Source organism: Nocardioides humilatus (genome assembly GCF_008373755.1).
Taxonomy (GTDB): Bacteria; Actinomycetota; Actinomycetes; order Propionibacteriales; family Nocardioidaceae; genus Nocardioides; species Nocardioides humilatus.
Genome location: NZ_VUJV01000001.1, coordinates 655,769 through 678,118 on the forward strand (window position 1 = coordinate 655,769; position 22,350 = coordinate 678,118).

The following is a 22,350-nucleotide window of genomic DNA, read 5'->3' on the forward strand; positions in this document are numbered from 1 at the left end:
GTTCAGACCCGCAGGTCGCTGACCGCGATCCGCACGGTGAGCAGGTCGCCGGCCATCCGGATCCGGCCGCGCAGGCCGGCCGACAGCACCATCGGCAGTACTGACTGGCTGTCTGCCGGAGCAGTCAGCACGATCTCCTCGGCGCCCTTGGACCGCGCCATCCGGGCCACGCCGGCGAGCAGCTTGGTGCCGAGCCCACGGCGCTGCCAGGACGGGTCGACCCACATGTCGACCGGCCACGGGTCGCCCTCGGCCGCCGACTCGTGCCAGGCCCGGCCGACCACCCGGCCGCCCACGAGGACGGACACCTCCGTCTCCGAGGTGACGTAGGTCGGTTCGGTGTCGTCCGCCGTCGCCGGAGCCACCGGTGCGCGGCTGAGGACGTCGCTCACCAGGTCGGCGAGAGCCGCGCCGCGGGTGCGCTCGGCCGGGGTGAACGGGGCGTCGCGACGGATCTGGATCACCGCGGTGCCGACGGTCATCTCGAGCACGTCCTCCGAGCCGTGGCTCGGCTCGACGTCGGCGTCGAAGAGGTGGGCCACCACGTCAGGGAAGGACGCGGGGTGGTCGAGGATCTGCTGGGCCGCCTTCACGTAGCGCGTCGGCTGGTCGTCGAGTGCATGCCGGTTGACAGCCTGGGCGACCGCCGACTCACCGCCAGAGCGACGCACCAGGTCGACCACTTCGGCCTCGCCCCAATCGGCCGGCGTCTCGAAGACGACCTCGACGGTGGCGATGCCCGAGTCCTGGCTGCTGAACACCTGGATCGCTCCGATGTTGACTCCCGCTTCACCGCACTGCTGCGCCAGCCCAGCCAGCTTGCCCGGGCGATTGGGCAGGTCCGCGCGCACCCTCCACAGCATGGTGCTCAGCATGCCCCATCCGAGGCGTGCAGGTCGCGGCTAGAGCGGCACCATTTCACCCGCCGGTACGGCGACCGCCATCCGGTTCTGCGGCGGCGGGATCGGGCACGTGGTGAAGGTGGTGTAGGCGCACGGCAGGTTGGTGGCTCGGTTGAAGTCGAGCACGACCGCCCCGTCCGGCCCCGGAGCCGGCGCGTAGAGCTGTCGGCCGGCGCCGTACGTCGTCCGCCCCGACGTCGCGTCGGCGAAGAGGAGCCAGAGACCGCCGTGGTCGTCGAGCGCCACCAGCCGTTGCGGCTGGCCGTCGATCTCGAAGGCGACCTCGCCCACCGCGTCCTCGACCGCACCGATCGCGAGGTTCTGGATCTCGATGTCGGTGGGCGCGACGACGTCGTAGGGGTGGAAGGTCGCCGCCACCTGCCACGTCTCCGACGGCGGGTAGGTGGGGGTCTCGCGGTGCGCGGCGCGCAGCGGGTGCGACGGGTCGCGTGGCCGCAGCAGCACCGCACCTCCGCGGGCGGCCACCTCCAGGTGCAGGTCACCGGAGATCCCGAGCACCCCGACCTCGTCCACCGGCCCGATCACCTCGCGACCGTGCAGCTCACGGTCATCGATCGACAACACCTCGTCGGGGCCGAGATCGACGACCACGCCGTCAGGCCCGAAGGACCACGCCCCCGGCACCCCGGCGTACCGCTGCGGGTTGTCGTCGAGCCAGTGCAGCCCACTGATCGACAAGAAGCCGTACGGCGACACCAGCCGCTCCTCACGAGCGTCGTGCCATGCCTGCCAGTCCCCGAGAAAGCTCGCGTCGTCATCCACGGTGACGATCCTGCCGACCCGGCGCAAATGTGCAAGAAAAATGCGCCGACCCGGCTCCAACTCGGAGCCGGGTCGGCGGAAAAGCAGTCGATCAGTGACCGTGACCGTGCCCGTGGCCGTGGCCCGCGTCGGGCTCCTCGACCTCGGGCTTGTCGACGATCAGCGTCTCGGTCGTCAGCAGCATCGCGGCGATCGAGGTCGCGTTGACCAGCGCGGAGCGGGTCACCTTGACCGGGTCGAGGACGCCCTGGGCGACCAGGTCGCCGTATTCACCGGTCGCGGCGTTGAAGCCGTTGCCGACGCCGAGCTCGCGGACCTTGGTGGTGACGACGTAGCCGTTGTCACCGCCGTTCTCGGCGATCCAGCGCAGCGGCTCGTCGGCGGACTTGCGCACGATGCGCACGCCGACCGCCTCGTCGCCGGTCAGGCCGAGGTCCTTGTCGAGGACCGAGACCGCGTGGATCAGCGCCGAGCCACCGCCGGGGACGATGCCCTCCTCGATGGCCGCCCGGGTCGCCGAGACGGCGTCCTCGATGCGGTGCTTCTTCTCCTTGAGCTCCACCTCGGTGGCCGCGCCGACCTTGATCACGCAGACGCCGCCCGCGAGCTTGGCGAGACGCTCCTGGAGCTTCTCCTCGTCCCAGTCGCTGTCGGCCGCCTCGATCTCCTTGCGGATCTGGTTGACCCGACCCTCGACCTGCGCGGGGTCACCGGCGCCGTCGACGATCGTCGTGCTGTCCTTGGTGATGACGATGCGGCGCGCCTGGCCGAGCGTCTCGAGCCCGATCTGGTCGAGCTTGAGGCCGACCTCAGGAGCGACGACCTGACCACCGGTCAGGATCGCGATGTCCTGCATCATCGCCTTGCGGCGGTCACCGAAGGCGGGGGCCTTCACCGCGACGGCGTTGAACGTGCCGCGGATCTTGTTGACGACCAGCGTCGAGAGCGCCTCGCCGTCGACGTCCTCAGCGAGGATGAAGAGCGGCTTGCCGGCCTGGATGACCTTCTCGAGCAGGGGCAACAGGTCGGCGATCGCCGAGATCTTGCCCTGGTGCAGAAGGATGTAGGGGTCGTCGATGACGGCCTCCATACGCTCCGGGTCGGTCACGAAGTAGGCCGAGATGTAGCCCTTGTCGAACTGCATGCCCTCGGTGAACTCGAGCTCGGTGCCCATGGTGTTGGACTCCTCGACGGTGATGACACCGTCCTTGCCCACCTTGTCGAAAGCCTCGGCGAGCAGGTCGCCGATGTGGCTGTCGCGGCTGGAGATCGTGGCCACGTTGGCCATGTCCTCCTTCGACTCCACCTCACGGGCGGAGGCGAGCAGCGCGTCGGACACGGCGGCGGCCGCAGCGTCCATGCCGCGCTTGATGCCCATCGGGTTGGCACCCGCAGCAACCGCGCGCAGGCCCTCGTGCACCATGGCCTGGGCCAGGACGGTCGCGGTCGTCGTACCGTCGCCGGCGACGTCGTTGGTCTTGGTCGCGACCTCCTTGGTGAGCTGGGCACCAAGGTTCTCGAACGGGTCGTCGAGCTCGATCTCACGCGCGACGGTCACACCGTCGTTGGTGATCGTGGGAGCGCCCCACTTCTTGTCGAGCACGACGTAGCGGCCCTTGGGGCCGAGCGTCACCTTGACGGCGTTGGCGAGCGCGTCGACGCCACGCTCAAGTGAGCGGCGGGCGTTCTCGTCGAACTCCAGGATCTTCGGCATTGCTTCTCCTCTAGGAACGATTTCGCCCGGACGTCATACGACGCGCGCCCCGGAGGGCACGGCGCGTATGACGTCCGGGCGAAGAAATCAGGAACCGACGACCGCGAGGACGTCGCGCGCGGAGAGGATCAGGAACTCCTGGCCGGAGTACTTGACCTCGGTGCCGCCGTACTTGCTGTAGATGACCTTGTCGCCCACCGCCACGTCGAGCGGGATGCGGTTGCCGTTGTCGTCGACACGGCCGGGGCCGATCGCGAGGACCTCGCCCTCCTGGGGCTTCTCCTTCGCGGTGTCCGGGATGACCAGGCCCGAAGCCGTGGTCTGCTCGGCCTCGAGCGGCTTGACGACGATGCGGTCCTCGAGCGGCTTGATGTTGATCGACACGTCGACCGACCTCTTTCTGCGTCTAATGGATGTTCAGTTCCGGCGGGCTCGCGCCCACCCACGTTTGGTGCTTGCCTGGGGAGTACGCCGTCGCGGGGGTCGCACTCTCGTCGGCAAGCGCTGGCACACTCGAGGTGAGAGTGCCAACGTCGAAACTAGCACTCTCTCCCAACGAGTGCCAGAGCGGGCCACGGGTTGGCGACCTGACAGGATCAGTGCGTGGACCTCGAGACGTTCCGTTGGTTGCTGACCGACGAGGGGCAGGCGCTCCTTGGGCGCGCGACCGAGCTGATCGACGTCCCCGAGCTGCAGGCGCAGACCGAGCTGCGTCGTACGGCGCCCGCTCCTGCCGTCGCTGCCGCCGTGACCCAGGTCGAGCTGCGGCGGCGCGCGGAGGCGAAGTTCGGCGACCTCGCCGCGCGGCTCTACTTCACCCCCGACGCGCTCGAGCAGGCCACCCGTCTGTCCGTCTCGACCCACCGGGCCGGCCGCTACCAGGCGTTCGGCGCCTCGACCCTCATCGACCTCGGCTGCAGCATCGGCGGCGACCTCATCGCCGCGGCGCGTGCCGGTCTGGTCTGCGCGGGCGTCGACCTCGACCCGGTGCGGGTCGCCATCGCGGAGGCCAACCTCGCCGCCCTCGGCCTGCCCGGCGCCACCCAGGTCGCCGACGCGACGACCGTCGACCACTCCGGCTTCGACCTCGCCTTCGCCGACCCCGCCCGTCGCAGCGGCGCCGGCCGCACCTTCAAGGTCGACGACTGGACCCCGCCGTGGTCGTGGGTCGAGGGCCTGTTGCGCCGCGACGCCTGCGTCAAGGTCGCGCCCGGCATCCCCCACGACCTGGTCCCCGCAGGCGTCGAGGCCGAGTGGGTCAGCGACGGCGGCGAGGTTAAGGAGGCCGCCCTCTGGTCAGGTCGTACGGCGACCGCCGACCGCCGCGCCACCGTCATCGGCGCCGGCGGACTGGCCTCGATCACCGACGAGGACGACCCCGGGATCGAGGCCGTCGGGGTCGGCGCCGTGGGCGACTTCCTCTACGAGCCCGACGGCGCGGTGATCCGGGCCGGGCTGGTGACCGCGGTCGCCGCCGGCGTCGGCGGGCGACTGGTCGACCCGAAGATCGCCTACGTCACCTCCGACGCCTCCTTCCGCACGCCGTTCGCCCGCGGCTACCGCGTGCTCGAGCACCTCCCCTACCGGGAGAAGCAGCTCAAGGCCGCCCTGCGCGAGCGCGGGATCGGTCGCCTCACGATCAAGAAGCGCGGGGTCGACGTCTCCCCCGAGGCGCTGCGCAAGCGGCTCGCCCTGTCCGGCGACGAGGAGGGCACGATCGTGCTGACCCGCGTGGACGGGCACGGCACGGCCCTGCTCGTCGCACCCTTCTGACTGCAGGCGCTCAGGCGAGCGGCCGCAACGTGACCGGGAACCCGTCGACCGGCACCACCAGGCTGGTGTAGTCCCACTGCAGCTCGTAGTCGGCGGGGATCTCGATCCGGTAGTTGAGCAGCATCCGGTGGATGATCGCCTTGACCTCGGCGGACCCGAAGACCATGCCGATGCACTTGTGGGCGCCGCCGCCGAAGGGGATGTGCGCGAAGCGGTGCCCCTTCTGCTCGCTGCGCGGCGCCACGAACCGATCGATGTCGAAGTCGTCGGGGTGGGTCCAGATCGACTCGTTGCGGTGGGTCGGGTCGCTGACCACGGCGATCAGGGTGCCCTTCGGCACGAACTGGCCGCAGATGTCCATGTCCTCGGTCGCCTCGCGCCCCAGGACAGGCACCGGCGCGACCAGCCGCATGCCCTCCATGAAGACCCGGTCGACGATCTCGAGCTTGTCGAGCAGCTCCAGCGTGATCGGCTCGCCGCGCAACGCCTCGGACTCGGCGCGCGCCGCCTCCTGGAGCTCGGGGTACTTCGCCAGGTAGTAGGCGATGGTGGTCGAGGTGATGGTGGTCGTGTCGTGGGCGGCCATCATCAGGAAGATCATGTGGTTCACGACGTCGTCGTCGGTGAACTCCTCACCGTCCTCGGTGCGCGCGTGGCACAGGGCGGCGAAGAGGTCGTCGCCACCTGAGGCTCGCTTCGCCCCGATCTCGGCGCGGAAGTACTCCTCGAGGACCTTGCGGCCCGCCAGGCCCTTGTTCCACCGCAGCCACGACGCACCCGGCACCCGGACCCGGACGATCCCGGTGCCGCCGCGGACCGCGTCGACGAACGCCCGGGTCAGGTGGTCGGACTGGTGCGGGTCGGCGCCCATGAAGACCACGGTCGCCACGGCCAACGAGAGATCCTTGACCGCCGGGTTGAGCAACATCTGCTCGTTGACCGGCCAGGTGCTCATCTCGTTGTCGATCACCTTGGTGAACTGCTCGGTGTAGCCCTCGAGCCGTGGCCGGGTGAACGCCTCCTGCATGATCCGCCGGTGCAGCAGGTGCTCCTGGCCGTCGAGCAGCATCAGGCCGCGCTCGAAGAACGCCTCGATGAAGTAGCGCCAGCCCGCCTGGGAGATCGACTTGCTCTTGGTGGTGAGGACCTCCTTGGCCGCCTCCGGGCTGGTCGTCCACACGATCTTCCGCCCGAACGCGTTGGTCCAGAAGACGGGGCCGTGCCGGTCGCTGTAGCGCCGGGCCGCGATGAAACCGTGGCGCAGCATCTCCACGGTCTTCCCGACCCCGGGCAGGCCGGGTTCGCCGTAGACCGGCTTGAGCCCGCTGCCCGCCGGCGGTTCGGCGAGTACGGCGACCTTGGTGCCCAGGCGCGCGCTGGCGGCCTCGAACAGCCGGTCGCCCGGGAAGCTGCGGATCGATGGGGTGGTCATGACTCCTCCTCGAGTCGGTGACGGACAGCGGTGGTGAGTCCGAAGTGCTCGAAGAGCACGGCGACGTCGGAGCGCAGCTCGCCGGTGCTGGCATCCGGTCCGGCGGCACGGTGGTGGAGCAGCATCCCGTTGAGGGCACGGATGAGGACCCGGGCGCTCTCGCCCCCGATGAGCTCGGCGAACGGCTCGCCCATGTGGTCGACCAACCGCTGCGTCGGCTTGCGGAGCCGCTCGTTGCGGATGGCGCCGTAGGCCAGCTCGATCATCCCGTCGGCGACGAAGTCCTCGTCGGCGTCGACCTCCTCGACGAAGGTGATCGCGGCCTCCACCAGGTCCATCCGGCCCGACAGCACGAGCTCGGCCAGCCGCTCCACCTCCTCGACCATCCGGTCGGTGAGCAGCTCGAAGGCCACGACGAGCAGGTCATCCAGCGTCGCGAAGTGGTAGGTCGTCGCAGCCAGGGAGGTGCCGGCACGGGCGGCGACGGCGCGGTGGGTGACAGCCGCGGCGCCGTCCTCGCGCAGCAGCGCGATCGTCGCCTCGACGATCGCCTCGCGGGTGCGCCGACCGCGGGTGACCCGTCCGTCCGTCATGTTTCTGTACGTTAGTACTAATTTCTTTCTTCGTAAATGGCGTCAGATTCGCCTCCGGTCGGCCGTCCGGACACGTGACAGCTCCCGTTCTCGGAGGAGAAGAAGATGACCAGCACCACGACCACGAAGAAGCACCGCGCGACCGAGCCGCTCGCGACGCCGGTGCGCCCCGACCTCAGCGGTGGCGCGCACCGCTCTTCCCGCAACCGCGAGACCGTCGTCCTGCTCTCGCTCGGCACGTTCCTCATCGTCTTCGCGATGGTGATGACGCTGCGCGGGTGACTGCGCGGCTGGGCAACCTCTCGGCCGTTCGCCGCGTCATAGGGGCGTGAACCCTCGCGCACTGCTCGTCGCCACGGCGTGCGCCGCCGCCCTGCTGCTGGGCGGATGCGGCGACGGGACGTCGGCGCCGCCCGCTGCGGTCTCCACGCCGACGGCCACCGAGGCCACGCCCCGCCTCGGACTCACCGGCTGGCTGGACCAGCTCCCGGTCGGACCACCTCCGGCGCTCGGCTACGTGATCGGTCACCGCTACCACTCACCCGACGGACGCGTCGTCCGGCTGCCGAGCGACCACGGCATCCAGGCCATCGCCCGGCTCGGCGACGGCTACGTCGCCGTCGACGACCGGGTCTTCGAGGGCACCGCCGGCGTGTGCCTCCTCGATGCCCGCGGCCGCCGCGCGAGCGACCTCCACACCATCTCCGGCGCCCCGGCGCTGAGCCTCGACGGTCGCACCCTGCGCTGGATCACCTTCACTCCTCCCGAGGCCGCCCCCGAGCTCGGTCCGACCGTGCTGCACGTGGCTGACGTCCGCACGGGCGAGATCCGCACGAGGGTGCTGCCCACCGACCCCCACGCCCTGCCGCGCGTGCGCCAGCGCGATCGCCGGCCCGACGTCGACGAGGTCCTCGCCCGGTTCGGGATCACCTCTTGGCTGCGCGGCCGTACGGCGTCCGCGGCCTGGGAGGGCCGGCACCACCTGCTGCTCGGGGTGCTCCCCCGCGGTGGTCGCGCGGCCGTCGTACGACTCGACACGCGGAGCGGAGCCTGGAGCCTCGCGGTCGACCTGACGCCGCTCGAAGGCACCTGGCACGTGGTCTTCGAGACCACCCGCTGACGCACGCCGAAAAGACCCGCCGCAGCAATTGCAACCAATCTGCCGCGGATGGCGTCCTCCACGCGAAACAGTTCCACCAAGACGAGCAACCTGCACTCAAGACCCAGCATCAGGACGGAGGACGCCGATGAGCCGGAAGACCCGCGAAGAACAGCGGGACGCCGAGTTCACCGAGTACCTCGCCGTACGGCAGCCCACCCTGCTGCGCACGGCGTACCTGCTCACCGGTGACCGCCACCAGGCCGAGGACATCCTGCAGACGTCGCTCGCCAAGCTCTACCTCGCGTGGGACAAGGTCCATGACCGCGGCGCCGTCGACGCCTACGTGCGCCGCATCATGGTCAACGAGAACAACTCGCTGTGGCGCCGCGCGTGGAAGAAGCGCGAGTGGGCCACCGACGAGGTCCCCGAGGGCGCGCCCCACCACGACCACTACGACGACGGCACCAACGACCAGCTCTGGGCTGTCGTGCAGACCCTGCCGCCGAAGGCGCGGTCCGTGGTCGTCCTGCGCTACTACGAGCAGATGTCAGAAGCCGAGGTGGCCGACGCGCTCGGCATCTCCGTCGGCACCGTCAAGTCCCAGTGCAGCCGGGCGCTGTCCGCACTCCGCGAGCGCGTGCCCGCCGAGCTCCACCCCCGCTACGGCGAGGAGTCCACGTCATGAACCCCAACGACCCCACCACACCTGACAGCCCCGACACCCCCTGGGAGGAAGCGATGAGCCGCGATTTCGACGCGCGCGTCCGTGACCTCCACGAGGCGCCCCTCGACTTCACCTCGGTCAAGGGCAAGGCCCAGAAGATCCGCCGCAACCGACGCGCTGCCGTCGCCGGCGGCGTCCTCGGTGTCGCCGCGATCGTGACCCCGGTCGCCGTGCTCGCCAGCACCAACGACGGCACGAGCACCGAGCCGCCGGTGGTCAACCAGTCCGACTCCACCACACCGACGCCGACGCAGGCCGCCGACCCGGTCGGCCCCGACTGGCTGCAGGGCCGGACCTGGCACCAAGCCGACGGCGACGAGGTCGAGCTGCCCGAAGGCGACTACCAGCAGGCAGGCATCTGGAACGACCAGCTGGTCACCCTCCAGGCCGCGACCGAGGTCTTCCCGTCGATGTACGTCTTCGACGCCGACGGCAACCCGGTCGGCGACCCGCTGCAGGTCGCCGGTTTCGCGATCAGCGCCGACCAGACGATCCTGGCCTACACGACCGCGGACGGCGAGCTGATCACCCGGTGGCAGGGCGGCCAGTCCACCCTCGCGTCCGACGTGGGCGACTCCGCCGGTGGCGAGTCCTTCGGCGGCGAGCCCGTCTCCGTCATCGGGACGGCACCGTGCGAGCCCGAGTCGGGCGCGTGCCTGGTGCGCATCAACACGTCCACCAGCGGCTGCCGGGGCATCGGATCGAGCGACGTCCCGCTCCCCGTCGACGCCCGCATGTGCTTCGACGAGCAGCTCGCCCCGACGCCCGAGCAGGCCTTCCGGTCCCTCATCTCCTACTCCGACGAGATCAAGGACGACGGGGTGGTGTGCGGCGGCGTGGCCGACGCCGACGGCTTCCTGTGGCACGGCTGCGACTACGAGCCCCAGGCCATCTCCCCTGACGGGCAGTACGTCGTCGGCGCCCCGAGCATTTACGACGGCCTCGGCTGGGCGACGATCTCGGTGCTCGACGCCGAGACCGGCGAGCAGACCGGAGTCTTCTCCCCCGAGGGCGGCTTCGTGTCGTCGTACGTCGGCTGGACCCCCGAGAACCAGTTCCTCTTCAGCACCTACGACGGCGCTCAGTGGCACCTGTTCTCGATGGACCCCGCCGACGGCGGGACCACCGAGCTCGCGAGCGTCGCCGGCAGCGACGTGGACAACCCGTACCTCCCGATCCAGCACTGACCCCGCAGGTAACGTCCACCGAGTGAAGCGTCGCGACCACCTCTCGCCCCTGGCGGTCGCGAACTTCCGGTGGTTCTTCCTGGGCGAGACGGTCAACAGCGCCGGTACGGCGATGGCGGGCATCGCGCTCGCCTTCGCGGTCTTGGAGATCAGCGACTCTGCGTCGGCACTGGGGTGGGTGCTGGCGGCGTGGACCGGGCCGATGGTGGCACTGATGCTGCTGGGCGGCGCCCTCGCCGACCGGTTGCCGCGGGCGCTGGTCCTCCGCGGCTGCAACCTGATCCAGGGCGTCGTCCAGGGCATCACCGCACTGTTGGTGCTGACCGACACCGCCGAGATCTGGCACCTCGTCGTGCTCCAGCTGATCAGCGGCACCGTCTTCGCGGTCAGCTATCCGGCCTTCCACGGCATGGTGCCGATCCTGTTGCCCGAGGCCGAGCGGAAGGCGGCCTACCTGCTCCTCGGCCAGTCCGACAGCCTGCTGCGGATCGCCGGCCCGGCGCTCTCGGGCGTCCTGGTCGCCACCGTCGGTCCGGGCTGGGCGCTGGCCGCCGACGCGATCACCTACCTCGTCGCCGCGGCGTTCCTCGGCATCATGCGCCTGCCGATCGGCGCGCGCCCCGACCGGGCGGCCAGCGTGATCGGCGACTTCAAGGCGGGCTGGTTCTTCGTGCGGGCGCTGGGCTGGGTGCTGCCGGTGGCGTCGTGCTCCCTGGTGTTCAACGCGCTGATCAGCGGCGCGCTCGGGGTGCTCGGCCCGTCGATCGCCAACGGCACGATCGGCAGCGACGGTTGGGGTTTCGCCCGCGCCGCCGAGGCCGTCGGCATCTTCGTCACGGCGTTCTTCCTCGCTCGGATCACCCTTCGCCGATCCCTCCAAGCCTGTGTCATCGGCTTCTCCTTCAACGCGATCCCGATGCTCCTGCTCGGGACCTGGGTCAACACCGTCGCCCTCGCCGTCGGGTTCTTCTTCGCCGGCATCGGCATGGCGGTCGTCAACCTGTCGTGGAGCCTCACCGTGCAGGAGAAGGTGCCCGAGCAGATGCTGTCGCGCGTGATGGCGGTCGACGGGTTCTTCTCCTTCGTGGCCATGCCGATCGGCCAGCTGATCGTCGGGCCGTTGGCGATCGCCTTCAGCACCCAAGACGTCATGCTCGGCTGCGCCGCACTCTGCGCGCTGGTGGGCGTCATCGGCGCCACTCGGCCGGCGATCCGCAACGTGCGGCTCGAGCCGGTTGCAACCGTTTGACCAGGTTTCGCGTCCTCTTGCCAGACAGGCGTTGAAGCGCCTCCCGGACAAGCAAGGACCACGACCATGACCATCAAGCTGCACTCACGGATCGCCGTTGCGGCGGTGATCGCCCCGCTCGCCGTACTCGCCGCTGCGTGCGGCAGCGACGACGGCGGCAACGCGAAGGACTCCTCCGCCGACCCGACGACCTCCTCCTCGGCGCCCACCACGGACGCGACCACCGAGACCCCCGACCCGACCGAGACCACGGACGGCCCGGCCGACCCGGCCGGCCTCGACTACGTCGTCGGCGACACCTGGCACCAGGCCGACGGTGACGCCGTCAAGCTCCCGGGCAAGCACTACGACAGCGCGGTCGTCTGGGACGGTCAGCTCGTCGTCACCCAGTGGGACGGCGAGGTCTACTCCGACGCCACCGTCATCGCCGAGGACGGCACCGTCGTCGACACGTTCGACACCACCAGCGCCGTCGTCGTCAACGATGCCGGTACGACGATCGCGTGGATCGACACCACCGGCGAGGTCATGACCGCGTGGGAGGGCGACCAGGTCTCGATGGGCCACGTCGACCTCGCCGCACCCGGCGAGACCATCGCCTACTTCGCGGCCGCAGTCATCGGCGGACCCAACTGCTACGAGGTCGCTGACGGCTGCCAGGTCTTCGTCAACTCTGGCATCGGCAAGCCGCGCTCCTTCGACTCCCACGGAGTCAACGACAACCCCGTGGCTTCGGCGATCGACTTCAACGACATCTCCGCCGACGGCCTGGTCACCTACGTCGACCAGATCGATGACGACGGCTCCTGCAGCGCACTCGTCGACCTCCGGCGGACGAGCACCAAGCCGCTCTGGAAGACCTGCGACTTCGAGGCCAACCTGATCTCGCCCGACGGCAGCCACGTGATCGGCCTGCCGGCCTACTACGACGGCCTGGGCGTCTCCGACCTCGCGATCCTCGACGCGAAGACCGGCGAGGCCACCGGCCGTTACGGCGTCGAGGGCGGATTCAGCTCCAACTGGGCCTGGTCGACCGACAACCGCCTCGTCTTCGACTCCTACGACGGCGCCAACTGGCACCTCTTCGCCATGACCGCCGACGGAGCGATCACCGAGTTCGCCGACCCGGTCAAGGGCGAGGCCGAGGACAGCCCGTTCACCCTGATCCGCCACTGAGGCTCACTGCCCCGCAAGAGCGGGAGTCGTGTGCCTGAGAACGCCCTAGCGGGCGGGCTCAGGCACACGACTCATTTCAGACCGCCAGGATCGAGGTGACGGGGAGGCTGGAGTCGGCGGGGAGGTCGTACGACGACGGGGCGTGTCCGCGGGCAACGATGCTCGAGCCGAGGGCGGCCACCATGGCGCCGTTGTCGGTGCAGAGCCCGGGGCGCGGTACGCGCACCCGGATGCCGAGCTGGGAGGCCCGCTCCTCGGCCATCGCGCGCAGGCGGGAGTTGGCGGCGACGCCGCCCCCGATGAGGAGGTCCTCGATGCCCTCGGCCGAAGCAGCGTCGAGGGCCTTGCGCACCAGGACGTCGCACACGGCCTCCTGGAACGAGGCGGCGACATCGGCGACGGGCACCGGCTCCCCGGACCGCTCCCGGGCCTCGACCCACCGCGCGACGGCGGTCTTGAGGCCGGAGAAGGAGAAGTCGAAGCGGTGGCGCTCGAGGTCCTTGCGACTGGTCAGGCCGCGGGGGAAGTCGATGGCGATCGACGAGCCGGACGCGGCCTGACGGTCGATGTGGGGCCCACCCGGGAAGGGCAGGCCGAGCAGCCGAGCGACCTTGTCGAAGGCCTCGCCCGCGGCGTCGTCGATGGTGGCGCCGAGCGGGTTGATCGACGAGGTGACGTCCTCAACCCGGAGCAGGCTCGAGTGGCCGCCGGAGACGAGCAGCGCCAGACAGGGCTCGGGAAGCGGCCCGTGCTCGAGCTGGTCGACCGCGACGTGGGCGGCGAGGTGGTTGACGCCGTACAACGGCTTGCCGAGCGAGAGCGCGAGCGACTTGGCGGCCGCGACGCCGACGAGCAGCGCGCCGGCAAGCCCGGGGCCGCTCGTCACGGCGATCGCGTCGACGTCGTGCAGCGCGATGCCCGCGGTCTCGCAGGCCCGCTCGATCGTCGGCACCATCGCCTCGAGGTGGGCGCGGCTGGCGACCTCCGGCACGACGCCTCCGAAGCGTGCGTGCTGGTCGACGCTGCTGGCGACGGCGTCGGCGAGCAGCGTGTGGCCGCGGACGATGCCGACACCGGTCTCGTCGCAGGAGGTCTCGATGCCGAGCACCAGCGGTTCGTCGGTCACGGCGTCATTCTCACAGACCGCTCGAGCACGATCGCGTCGGTGCCGTCACGGTAGTAGCGAGGTCGGCGGGCGATCTCGGTGAAGCCTGCGCCGGCGTAGAGCGCTCGCGCAGCGACGTTGGCCTCCCGAACCTCGAGCAGCAGCCGCTCGGCGCCGCGCTCCCCGGCGTGGGCGTCGACGGCGTCGATGAGCGCGTCGGCCACGCCCGTACGACGAGCAGCGACCACCGTGGCGATCCGCTGCAGCTCGGCCACGTCCTGCACCACGCTCACCGCGGCGTAGCCCACCCACCGGGCAGCGATCTCGGCGACGAGGAAGGTCGTCGTCGGCAGCAGGCCCGCGACCGCCTCCTCGATCAGGACCGACGACCACGGGTCGGCCGGGAAGGCCGTCTCCTCCAGGTCGACGATCGCGTCGATGTCACCCAGGGCGGCGCGCCGCACCGCGACGGTCACGAGACCGACTTGGGCGCGCGAGGGATCTCGGCGTCGGGGCGGCGCAGGTAGAGCGGCTCCGGGTCGCGCAGCTCGGCGCGCTCCTCGGCCACGCACCGAGCCAGCCACCCGGCCGACGGCCGCAACGGGCCGCGGCCCGCAGGGAACGCATCGGGATAGAGCGAGGCGCCCTCCCCCACGACCGCGGCGTCGGTCGCGACGTCGGCGGGACGCTGGACGTCGGGACCGGAGGTGCGCTGGCCGCTCTCGTCGTAGGTCGCAAGGTAGACCTCGCGCCGACGGGCATCGCTCGCAACCACGAACGGCCCGTCGACGGTGCCGCTGTCGATCGCCTCGACGGCGAGGACGTCCAACGAGCACACGCCGTAGACGGGGATCTCCAAGACGTAGGCCATCGTGCGCGCCGAGACCAGACCGACCCGCAGCCCCGTGAAGGGTCCGGGGCCGACTCCGACCGCGATCGCGGTCAGGTCGCGCGGAGTGATGCCGACCCGGCGCAGCGCCTCGTCGACGAGCGGGGTGAGCTGCTCGCCGTGCCGCATCGACTCCGTCGACGTGAGCTCGACGACCACGTCGTTACCGTCGTGGACGGCGACGGTCACGGTCGGCGAGGAGGTGTCGAAGGCGAGGAGCACGCGCCCGAGGCTAGCGCCCTGTGCCGGGCCTAGCGCGCCCTGTCCCCGGGCCTCGGGCGCGTGCTCACTGCCAGACCCTGACCCAGTCGATGGTCATCGTCGCCTTGGTGGGGGTCGCGGCGACCGGTGCGTTCCACGCACCGCCCCATGCCTGGGTCAGGATCATGTTGAAAGGCTTGTCGAACGGCTGGTTGCCGAAGAGCGGCAGGATCGGACGCCACCGGGTCTCGTAGACCAACCGGCCGTCGTAGTAGAAGAGCATGAGGTCGGGCGACCACTCGACGGCGTAGGTGTGGAACGCACTCGCGTTGCGGAGGTAGGCGGTCAGGCCGGTGACGCCGTCGTTGAGTCCGTCGGCGTAGTGCAACGACGGGTAGGCGTACTGCGGGATGCCGCTGTACCACTCGGCGATGTCGATCTCGCCGGAGAGCGGCCACAGCCCGTAGAGGTTCTGGTCGGGGAAGAGCCAGATGGCCGAGTGGAGCCCCTGGACGGTGGTGTCGGGCATCTTGGCCCGCACCTCGAACCGTCCGTAGGCCTGCGAGAACCGGTCACGGGTGGAGACCGCTGCAGCCGCCCGGTCAGTGCGGAAGTTGCCGTAGGGGCTCTTGCACAGGAAGGGGTTGAGCAGCTTGCGCGCCGTCAGCCGCAGCATGCCGCCCTTGACCGAGATGGTCCACGGCTCGTCGCGCGTGCACACGTCGCCGTTGGCGATGCCGCTGATCTCGGTCTGCGCGCCGAGCCACTTGGTGCGGTCGAGCTCGGTGCCGCTGAACTCGTCGTTGAACGTGCACTCCCAGTAACCGCCGCGCTTCTTCGCGATGCGCGCCCCGCAGGCGTCAGGCGCCGGCGGGTCCTCACCGTCGGCGGACAGACCACCGACGGGTTGTGCCGCCGACGCCACCGGCGGGTCGATGACAAAGGTCACCAACAGGCCGATGCATGCCAGCAGCATGAAAAATGCCCGAAATGTCCGCATGCGCGGAGCCCCTCCCAGAACCTCCTTGCCCGCCCCGCAGCCACCCTCATAGCGACGGAACAACACCAACTCGGACTGGCAAGCCTAGGGAGGCAGGGCACCTCGGCGGATCGGTCGTTGGGAGCCACCTGGCATGACCCGGAAGGACCATGCGAATTGGGACCAGGGTCCCAACCGATCGGGTGCGGTGACCTAGCCGATCAGGTCGACCCCGAGCCAGCGGCGGCCGAGCGGGTCGAGCTCGACGGTGCGGGGGTCGTTGTCCCCCGTGTCGGCCGCGTCGCCGTCGGCGCCGACCGCACGCGTGATCCGGATCTCGAGCGGCGAGTCGGCGAGGTCCTCGGCGAGCCCCTCCCCCCATTCGACCACCGTGACGGCGCGGTCGAGGTCGGTGTCGAGATCGAGGTCGTCGAGCTCGGCAGCACCGCCGAGCCGGTAGGCGTCGACGTGGACGAGGTCGGGCCCGCCCACCAGCGAGGGGTGCACCCGCGAGATCACGAACGTCGGCGACGTGATCGCACCGCGCACCTGGAGCGCGGCGCCGAGCCCCTGGGTGAAGGTCGTCTTGCCGGCGCCGAGGTCGCCGCTGAGCACGAGTACGTCGCCCGCGCCCACCACGCCCGCGATCCTGGTCGCCAGCGCCTGCATGTCCTCGGGGGTCGGCACCTCGATGCGTCGCGGCAGCGCGCGAGCGAGCTCGACGTACGGCGCCGTCCGACCGACCTCGGCGAAGCCCTGCTGCCGCCAGAAGCGGGCGGTGCGAGGCAGCTCCTCGCGGGCGAAGACCATCGCGCGCTCCGCCCGTCCGTCGCCGAGCGTCGTGGCGGCGTGCAGGGCCTCCCGCACCAGCGCGACCGCGAGACCCTGGCCGCGCGCCTCCGGGGTGAGGCCGAACCGGCGCAGGTGGACGGTGCGACCGTCGGGCTCCGCGTCGAGCAGCACCGAGGCCACCGGACGCCCGTCGATCCGTGCGACGAGTCCGGCGCCCGCGGCCAGGCGCGCCGCGATCGTCTCCTCGGTCTCCGCCAGCGCGTCGGTCGGCGGGTCGAGCGGCTCGCGGTCGGCGAAGGCCGCGCGCACGATCTCCAGTACGACGGCAGCGCCCTCGGGCCCGACGACCTCGATCGTCGGCTCGCTCCTCACCCCGTTGATCAGGTCGGTCACCGGCTGCGTGCCCCGGCGGTCGCAGCAGTGATCAGCTGGTCGAGCTCGGCATTGACGAGGTCGTGGCGCTCGAAGATCACCATGTGGCCGGCGCCGTCGCACTCGAGGAGCCCGGAGTCGGGGATGCGCGAGTGCAGCTTGCGGGAGTGGCCGATCGAGGTGATCTTGTCGCTGGTGCCGCAGATGACCGAGGTGGGGATGGCACCGAGCGCCTCCACCGCGTGGAACTTGTCGAGGTTGGTGAAGAGCGGGAAGAAGTCGGCGACGACCTCGAACGGGGTGGCCGAGAGCATCTCGTCGACGAACTCGACGTAGCCCTTCGGGACCTCGCCGCCGAACGCGTAGCGGTCGGTCGCGACCGTGGCGATGCTCCGCCCGAGGCGCCGGGCGCTGTCGACCGCCCGGTGACCGCGGTGCAGCGTGCGGACCGCCCGGCTGGAGATGCCACCGCTGAGTCGCGCCGGCAGCATGGGCAGCAGGATCCGTCCGACGTCGAGGCCGCCGGCCGTCGTGGAGATCAGGCCGGCGCCGATGATCTTGCTCCCGACCAGTTCGGGGTGCTGCTCGACGAGCGACACGATCGCCATGCCGCCCATCGAGTGACCGACGAGGACGACGGGACCGTCGGTGGTCGCGTCGATGACGGCCTTCAGGTCGCTGCCGAGCTGGTCGATCGTCGAGTGCTCGCGGTCGGAGTTTCCGGACCGCCCGTGGGACCGCTGGTCGTAGAAGACCGTGCGGACCAGGTTGCGGTAGGCCGCCCGCTGGAAGTGCCAGCAGTCGAGGTTGAGGCAGAAGCCGTGGACGAAGACCACGGTGACGTCGGGAGCCGTCGCCCGGCCGAGCATCCGGCTGCCGAGGACCCGGTTGTCCTGGAGGTCGTCGATCTCCACGTGGAGCGGCACACCGTCGTCGGCGACGACGGTCACCGGCTCCGAGCGCAGCGAGCCGAAGGCGATGTCCTCGCCCGCGCGGCGGCTGATGGACCGCTGCTGACGCAGCATGCTGACGGCGCCGCCCGCAGCGACCAGGCCGATCGCACCAGCGACCGAGCCGACGACACGACGTCGGGTGCTCATGGACGAGCCTCCGCTGCCGCGTCGGTGTCGACGTAGGTCCGCGACATCCGGCCTCCGATCCTGGTGACGATCTCGTAGTTGATGGTGCCGCACGCCGCTGCCCAGTCCTGCGCGGTGGGCACGCCGGGGCCGGCTCCGAAGAGGACCACCTCGTCACCGACCTCGGCCGGGTCGCCGTCGAGGTCGACCATGAACTGATCCATGCAGACGGTGCCGCGGATCGGTCGACGCTTGCCGCCGACGGCCACCTCGGCACTGCCGCTCTCCTGCCCCTGCTGGAACGCGTGGCGCGGGATGCCCTCGCCGTAGCCGACCGGCACCAGCCCCATCGTGGTCGGGCGGTCCGCCACCCAACGCTGGCCGTAGGAGACCGCGTCGCCGGGAGCGAGCTCCTTGACCATCGCGAGCTCGCTGCGGACCGTCATGGCCGGCACGAGGCCGATGTCGGGCGTGCTGCCCGGTGCCGGGTCGAGTCCGTAGATCGCGATACCGCAGCGCACCGCGCCGAACCGCGCCGACGGGCGCAGCACGGCCGCCGCGGAGTTGGCCAGGTGCAGCACGTCGGGGTGGAGGTCGTTGTCGGCGGCGAGCGCCGCCGCCGCGCGGAAGGCCTGTTCTTGCCGGTCGTTGGCCGGGTGGCCGGGCTGGTCGCTGCAGGCGAAGTGCGACCACAGCCCGGTGATCTTCCAGCTGCCCTCGCGCTCGCCCGCGCGGGCACGGGCGAAGACGTCGGCCCAGGTCGCCCGGGGTGCGCCGCCACGGTTGAGACCGGTGTCGACCTTGATCTGCACCCGGGCCCGCAGACCGGCGGCCTCAGCGGCCGCGGCGATCGTGTCGAGCTCGGCGACGGAGTAGGCGGTGAGGTCTACGCCCTCCTCGATCGCGCGCACGAGGTCGACGTCGGGCAGGGTCAGCCAGCAGAGCAGCGGGCCGACGTAGCCGGCGTCGCGGAGCTGGAGCGCCTCGTCGACGGTCACGACCGCGACCATGTCGGCGCCGCCCTCGCGGGCCGCCCGCGCCGCCTCGACCATGCCGTGGCCGTAGCCGTCGGCCTTCACGACCGCGATCAGCGGGACGCCGGCGAGCTCGCGCAGCACGCGCACGTTGTGCCGGATCGCGGCGAGGTCGACCACGATCTCGGCGAGCGCGCCGCGTGGGGCCGACGGGTCCGACATGCGTCCGATCCTCCCACTACGCCGGCAGCGACGCGACGACCGCCGGCAGTGCGCGCGCCACGTCGCCCGCGACGATCGGACCGCCCTGGGAGGCGTAGGTCGCGGCCGCACCGTGCAGCCAGGAGCCGACCGACGCGGCGTCGTACGGCGTCAGGCCACCCGCGAGCAGCGCGCCGATCAGTCCGCCGAGCACGTCACCGGCGCCGGCGGTCGCGAGCCACGGGGTGCCCGTCGTGGTGACCCGGACCGGTCGGCCGGGGTGGGCAATCAGGGTGTGGCGGCCCTTGAGAAGCACGGTCGTGCGGTAGGCCTCGGCGGCCCGGCGCACGAAGTGCAGCGGCCGGGCCTCGATCTCGTGCCGGTCGGCGCCGAGCATGCCGGCGAGCTCGCCCGCGTGCGGCGTGAGCACCGCGCGGCGTCCAGCGACCATGTCGGCGAACTCGAGCGCGTCGGCGTCGACCACGATCGGTACGCCGTCGTCGAGCGTCGCGCTCAGCTGCCCCTCCGCTGTCTGGTGGCTGCCCGAGCCGACGACCCAGGCCTGCACCCGGCCGTCACCGACGATCTCGGGGCGGACCGTGCGGATCCGGTCGAGCACCGCTGCGTCACCGACGAAGCGCACCATGCCCGCCAGGCCGCAGTCGGCCCCCGCGACGCTGAGCATCGCGGCCCCGGGATAGGTGGTCGACCCGGTCCGGATCCCGACGACGCCACGCGTGTATTTGTGCGCCTGCGACGCCGGTCGCGGCAACAGGGCCGCCACGTCGGCGGGCTGCAAAGCCTCGAGCGCGGGCGCCGGCAGGTCGAGGCCGATGTCGACCAGGTGGGTGACCCCACCGGCCTCGGCGGCCGGGTCGACGAGGTGCGCGATCTTGTGGGTGCCGAAGGTGACGGTCACCTCCGCGGTCACGTGGGGCCCGCTGACCTCCCCGCTGTCGACGTCGACACCGCTCGGGACGTCCACCGCGACGACCGGGATCCCCCGCACCGCCTCGAGCGCCGCCACTGCCTGCGGCCGCAGGCCCGGACGACCGCCGATCCCCACGATCCCGTCGACCACGACGTCGAAGGGGCTCGATACGGGGCCTTGGCTCGTCGAGTAGTCCGAGCCGCCAGGCGAGGACGTATCGAGACGCCGCACCCGACCGCCCGCAGCCCGCAGCGCCGCGAGCCCGGCCTCGTGCACCTTGTCCGACAGCAGCCACGCCTCGACGATCGCGCCCCGCCGGGCGAGCACCACGCCGGCGTAAAGGGCGTCGCCGCCGTTGTCGCCGGACCCGACCAGCAGCAGCACCCGCCGCCCGTAGCCACCGCCCAGGAGGTCGAGCACCGCGTAGGCCAGCCCGTGCGCGGCGCGCTGCATCAACGCACCTTCGGGGAGCTCGGCGAGGAGGACCGCCTCCGCAGCCCGGACCTGCTCGACCGTGTGCGCGCGGATCATGCCCCCACGCTATCGGGGGTCGTGTGCCTGACGACGCCCTATCGGTCGGTCTGGGGCACACGACCGTGTGCGGTCTCTCGCTCCAACCGGGTCGTGTGCCTGACAACCCGCCCACGGTCGGTCTCCGGCACACGACAGCGATCACCGGGACTTGTGGACAACTGATTCAGGGGGTGCGGGCCCGGCCGCACGCGTCGAACGATGAAGCATGGACGAACGCATCCAGCGATTGATCGCCACCCAGAGCGGCATCCTCGCGCGGCGGCAGCTGACCGGGATCGGAATGAACTGGGACGCCGTCCACCATCAGATCGTGGCCGGCCGGTGGTCGGCAAGAACACCCCGAGTGATCAGCTGCGTCACGGGAGCGCTGACGATCGAGCAGAGGCGATGGGTGGGCGTGCTCCATGCCGGTCCGCGCAGCATGCTCGGTGGTCTCACCGCAGGTGCGCGTCATGGGCTCGTCGGCTGGGAGCGGTCCGAGGTGACCGTGCTCGTCGACGACGAACTCAGCTTCGAACCTGTCGCGGGCATCAGGTTCTTCCGATCGAGGCGGCCGTACGAGCTTCTCGTCAGCCCAAAGCCGGGCATCCCGTCGTGCCAGATCGAACCGGCGCTGCTGCTCTGGGCGGGGTACGACGCCGCGCTCCGCCCGGCCCACGGGGTCCTCGCGGCGTCGGTTCAGCAACGGCTCACGACCCCGGCCCGACTTCGGGAGTACGTGGAACTCCTCAAGCCACTTCGTCGCGCTTCCGGCTTCCGCCGATTGATCGGCGACATCGAGGGCGGCGTCCACTCTGGCTCGGAGCGTGACGTCACCACCATGTGTCGCAGCTACGGCCTCCCGATGCCTAACCGCCAGGTCAGTCGGGTCGACTCCGATGGCCGGCGCCGCTGGACCGACTGCGAGTGGCACCTACCCGATGGACGCGTTCTGGTCCTCGAGGTCGACGGGTCCTTCCACATGGATGTCATGCAATGGAGCGCCGACAAGCGACGCGGTCGGCGCATCTCCGGCCGAGATCGGATGATCGTCGGCGCGACCGCCTTCGAGGTGCGCCACGAGCCTGGCGAGGTGGCCAAGGACTTGCTCGCGCTCGGCGTACGGCGTCGTGTGCCTGGCACCGCCGCCTAGCGATTCCAAGCGCGGCGGACGGGAGTCGTGTGCCTCAGCACGCTCCCTGAATCGGTCTCGAGCACACGACTCCGACCCGCCGGGCTGTCTGGGTGAGTCGTGTGCCCCACGACCAGCCAAGGGTCGGTCTCAGGCACACGACCCCGCTAACGTGCAGGGCAGACGCCGACTAGCTCTCCAGCACGACCATCGCCGAGGCGATGCCGGCGTCGTGGGACAGGGAGAGGTGGACGTGCTTCACACCCAGTGCGTCGGCCTGGGCCAGCACGGTGCCGCGGATCTCGAAGACGGGGCGGCCGGACTCCTCGCGGATCACCTCGGCGTCGTGCCACTCCATCCCCCGGGGGGCCCCGAGCGCCTTGGCCAAGGCCTCCTTGGCGGCGAAACGGGCGGCGAGGGAGGCGACCGGCAAGCCGCGCTCGGCCTCGGTGAAGAGTCGTACGGCGAGGTTGGGCGTGCGCTCGATGGACGCCGCGAAGCGGTCGAGCTCACAGACGTCGATGCCGACCCCGATCACCGCCACGGC

At 70.9% G+C, this 22,350-nt stretch carries 23 protein-coding genes; 8 read left to right on the forward strand and 15 right to left on the reverse strand.

Annotated elements, in window-relative coordinates; genetic code table 11:
- Positions 1–2: 2 nt before the first annotated feature.
- The 4 genes from F0U44_RS02985 to groES all read right to left on the reverse strand — a co-directional run bounded on the left by F0U44_RS02985 (position 3) and on the right by groES (position 3,783).
- Positions 3–875: a GNAT family N-acetyltransferase gene (locus tag F0U44_RS02985; RefSeq protein ID WP_149726752.1), complete on the reverse strand. Its 873-nt coding sequence runs from the start codon at positions 873–875 to the stop codon at positions 3–5.
- Positions 876–902: 27 nt separating this feature from the next.
- Complete coding sequence (locus F0U44_RS02990; protein WP_223163555.1) at positions 903–1,685, reverse strand: DUF1684 domain-containing protein; 783 nt, start codon at positions 1,683–1,685, stop codon at positions 903–905.
- A gap of 91 nt (positions 1,686–1,776) precedes the next feature.
- Positions 1,777–3,399, reverse strand: coding sequence for a chaperonin GroEL (gene groL / locus F0U44_RS02995; RefSeq protein WP_149726753.1), 1,623 nt, complete (start codon positions 3,397–3,399; stop codon positions 1,777–1,779).
- Between the two features lie 87 nt (positions 3,400–3,486).
- Positions 3,487–3,783 (reverse strand): co-chaperone GroES, encoded by a 297-nt coding sequence (gene groES, locus F0U44_RS03000; RefSeq protein WP_149726754.1) that lies wholly within the window; start codon positions 3,781–3,783, stop codon positions 3,487–3,489.
- A gap of 219 nt (positions 3,784–4,002) precedes the next feature.
- On the opposite strand from groES, the gene F0U44_RS03005 reads away from it, so the two are divergent.
- Positions 4,003–5,172, forward strand: a complete 1,170-nt coding sequence (locus F0U44_RS03005; RefSeq protein ID WP_149726755.1) for a class I SAM-dependent methyltransferase — start codon at positions 4,003–4,005, stop codon at positions 5,170–5,172.
- Between the two features lie 10 nt (positions 5,173–5,182).
- Here the strand turns inward: F0U44_RS03005 and F0U44_RS03010 are convergent, their stop codons facing one another.
- Both F0U44_RS03010 and F0U44_RS22880 read right to left on the reverse strand, forming a co-directional pair.
- On the reverse strand, positions 5,183–6,604 hold the full coding sequence (locus F0U44_RS03010) for a cytochrome P450 (RefSeq protein WP_149726756.1): 1,422 nt from the start codon (positions 6,602–6,604) through the stop codon (positions 5,183–5,185).
- Entirely contained in the window at positions 6,601–7,197 is a 597-nt protein-coding gene (locus F0U44_RS22880; RefSeq protein ID WP_188113293.1) for a TetR/AcrR family transcriptional regulator, read from the reverse strand. Before F0U44_RS22880 ends, F0U44_RS03010 begins: the two co-directional genes overlap by 4 nt.
- Positions 7,198–7,302: 105 nt before the next feature.
- On the opposite strand from F0U44_RS22880, the gene F0U44_RS22885 reads away from it, so the two are divergent.
- From F0U44_RS22885 to F0U44_RS03035, 6 genes are all read left to right on the forward strand, one after another.
- Positions 7,303–7,479, forward strand: a complete 177-nt coding sequence (locus F0U44_RS22885; protein WP_188113294.1) for a hypothetical protein — start codon at positions 7,303–7,305, stop codon at positions 7,477–7,479.
- A gap of 46 nt (positions 7,480–7,525) precedes the next feature.
- Positions 7,526–8,317: a hypothetical protein gene (locus tag F0U44_RS03020; RefSeq protein WP_149726757.1), complete on the forward strand. Its 792-nt coding sequence runs from the start codon at positions 7,526–7,528 to the stop codon at positions 8,315–8,317.
- Between the two features lie 127 nt (positions 8,318–8,444).
- Positions 8,445–8,984 (forward strand): SigE family RNA polymerase sigma factor, encoded by a 540-nt coding sequence (locus tag F0U44_RS03025; protein ID WP_149726758.1) that lies wholly within the window; start codon positions 8,445–8,447, stop codon positions 8,982–8,984.
- Positions 8,981–10,210: a TolB-like translocation protein gene (locus F0U44_RS22890; RefSeq protein ID WP_188113295.1), complete on the forward strand. Its 1,230-nt coding sequence runs from the start codon at positions 8,981–8,983 to the stop codon at positions 10,208–10,210. Before F0U44_RS03025 ends, F0U44_RS22890 begins: the two co-directional genes overlap by 4 nt.
- 22 nt (positions 10,211–10,232) lie before the next feature.
- The gene (locus tag F0U44_RS03030; RefSeq protein ID WP_188113296.1) at positions 10,233–11,459 is read left to right on the forward strand and encodes an MFS transporter; all 1,227 of its coding nucleotides are present in this window, start codon (positions 10,233–10,235) and stop codon (positions 11,457–11,459) included.
- 66 nt (positions 11,460–11,525) lie between these two features.
- A complete protein-coding gene (locus F0U44_RS03035) occupies positions 11,526–12,635 on the forward strand; it encodes a TolB-like translocation protein (protein ID WP_149726760.1) in 1,110 nt (369 codons plus the stop codon).
- A 76-nt stretch (positions 12,636–12,711) separates the two neighbouring features.
- Here F0U44_RS03035 and tsaD read toward each other — a convergent pair whose 3' ends face one another.
- From tsaD to F0U44_RS03075, 8 genes are all read right to left on the reverse strand, one after another.
- On the reverse strand, positions 12,712–13,761 hold the full coding sequence (gene tsaD, locus F0U44_RS03040) for a tRNA (adenosine(37)-N6)-threonylcarbamoyltransferase complex transferase subunit TsaD (RefSeq protein ID WP_149726761.1): 1,050 nt from the start codon (positions 13,759–13,761) through the stop codon (positions 12,712–12,714).
- Positions 13,758–14,216 (reverse strand): ribosomal protein S18-alanine N-acetyltransferase, encoded by a 459-nt coding sequence (gene rimI, locus F0U44_RS03045; protein ID WP_246160258.1) that lies wholly within the window; start codon positions 14,214–14,216, stop codon positions 13,758–13,760. The genes tsaD and rimI overlap by 4 nt, the downstream gene beginning before the upstream one ends.
- Entirely contained in the window at positions 14,213–14,851 is a 639-nt protein-coding gene (gene tsaB / locus F0U44_RS03050; RefSeq protein WP_149726762.1) for a tRNA (adenosine(37)-N6)-threonylcarbamoyltransferase complex dimerization subunit type 1 TsaB, read from the reverse strand. Before tsaB ends, rimI begins: the two co-directional genes overlap by 4 nt.
- Before the next feature lie 64 nt (positions 14,852–14,915).
- Positions 14,916–15,806: a glycoside hydrolase family 16 protein gene (locus F0U44_RS03055; protein ID WP_188113297.1), complete on the reverse strand. Its 891-nt coding sequence runs from the start codon at positions 15,804–15,806 to the stop codon at positions 14,916–14,918.
- Positions 15,807–16,022: 216 nt separating this feature from the next.
- On the reverse strand, positions 16,023–16,994 hold the full coding sequence (tsaE, locus tag F0U44_RS03060; protein ID WP_246160260.1) for a tRNA (adenosine(37)-N6)-threonylcarbamoyltransferase complex ATPase subunit type 1 TsaE: 972 nt from the start codon (positions 16,992–16,994) through the stop codon (positions 16,023–16,025).
- Complete coding sequence (locus F0U44_RS03065; RefSeq protein WP_149726764.1) at positions 16,991–18,073, reverse strand: alpha/beta fold hydrolase; 1,083 nt, start codon at positions 18,071–18,073, stop codon at positions 16,991–16,993. The genes tsaE and F0U44_RS03065 overlap by 4 nt, the downstream gene beginning before the upstream one ends.
- On the reverse strand, positions 18,070–19,248 hold the full coding sequence (alr, locus tag F0U44_RS03070; RefSeq protein ID WP_149726765.1) for an alanine racemase: 1,179 nt from the start codon (positions 19,246–19,248) through the stop codon (positions 18,070–18,072). The genes F0U44_RS03065 and alr overlap by 4 nt, the downstream gene beginning before the upstream one ends.
- 16 nt (positions 19,249–19,264) lie before the next feature.
- Positions 19,265–20,689, reverse strand: a complete 1,425-nt coding sequence (locus F0U44_RS03075) for an NAD(P)H-hydrate dehydratase (protein WP_149726766.1) — start codon at positions 20,687–20,689, stop codon at positions 19,265–19,267.
- Positions 20,690–20,897: 208 nt separating this feature from the next.
- Between F0U44_RS03075 and F0U44_RS03080 the strand changes: the two genes are divergently transcribed.
- Positions 20,898–21,824 carry a hypothetical protein gene (locus F0U44_RS03080; RefSeq protein WP_149726767.1) on the forward strand — a complete coding sequence of 309 codons (927 nt, stop codon included), beginning with the start codon at positions 20,898–20,900 and terminating at the stop codon, positions 21,822–21,824.
- A gap of 169 nt (positions 21,825–21,993) precedes the next feature.
- On the opposite strand, the gene F0U44_RS03085 is transcribed toward F0U44_RS03080, so the two are convergent.
- Complete coding sequence (locus tag F0U44_RS03085) at positions 21,994–22,347, reverse strand: holo-ACP synthase (protein WP_149726768.1); 354 nt, start codon at positions 22,345–22,347, stop codon at positions 21,994–21,996.
- Between the last annotated feature and the right edge of the window lie 3 nt (positions 22,348–22,350).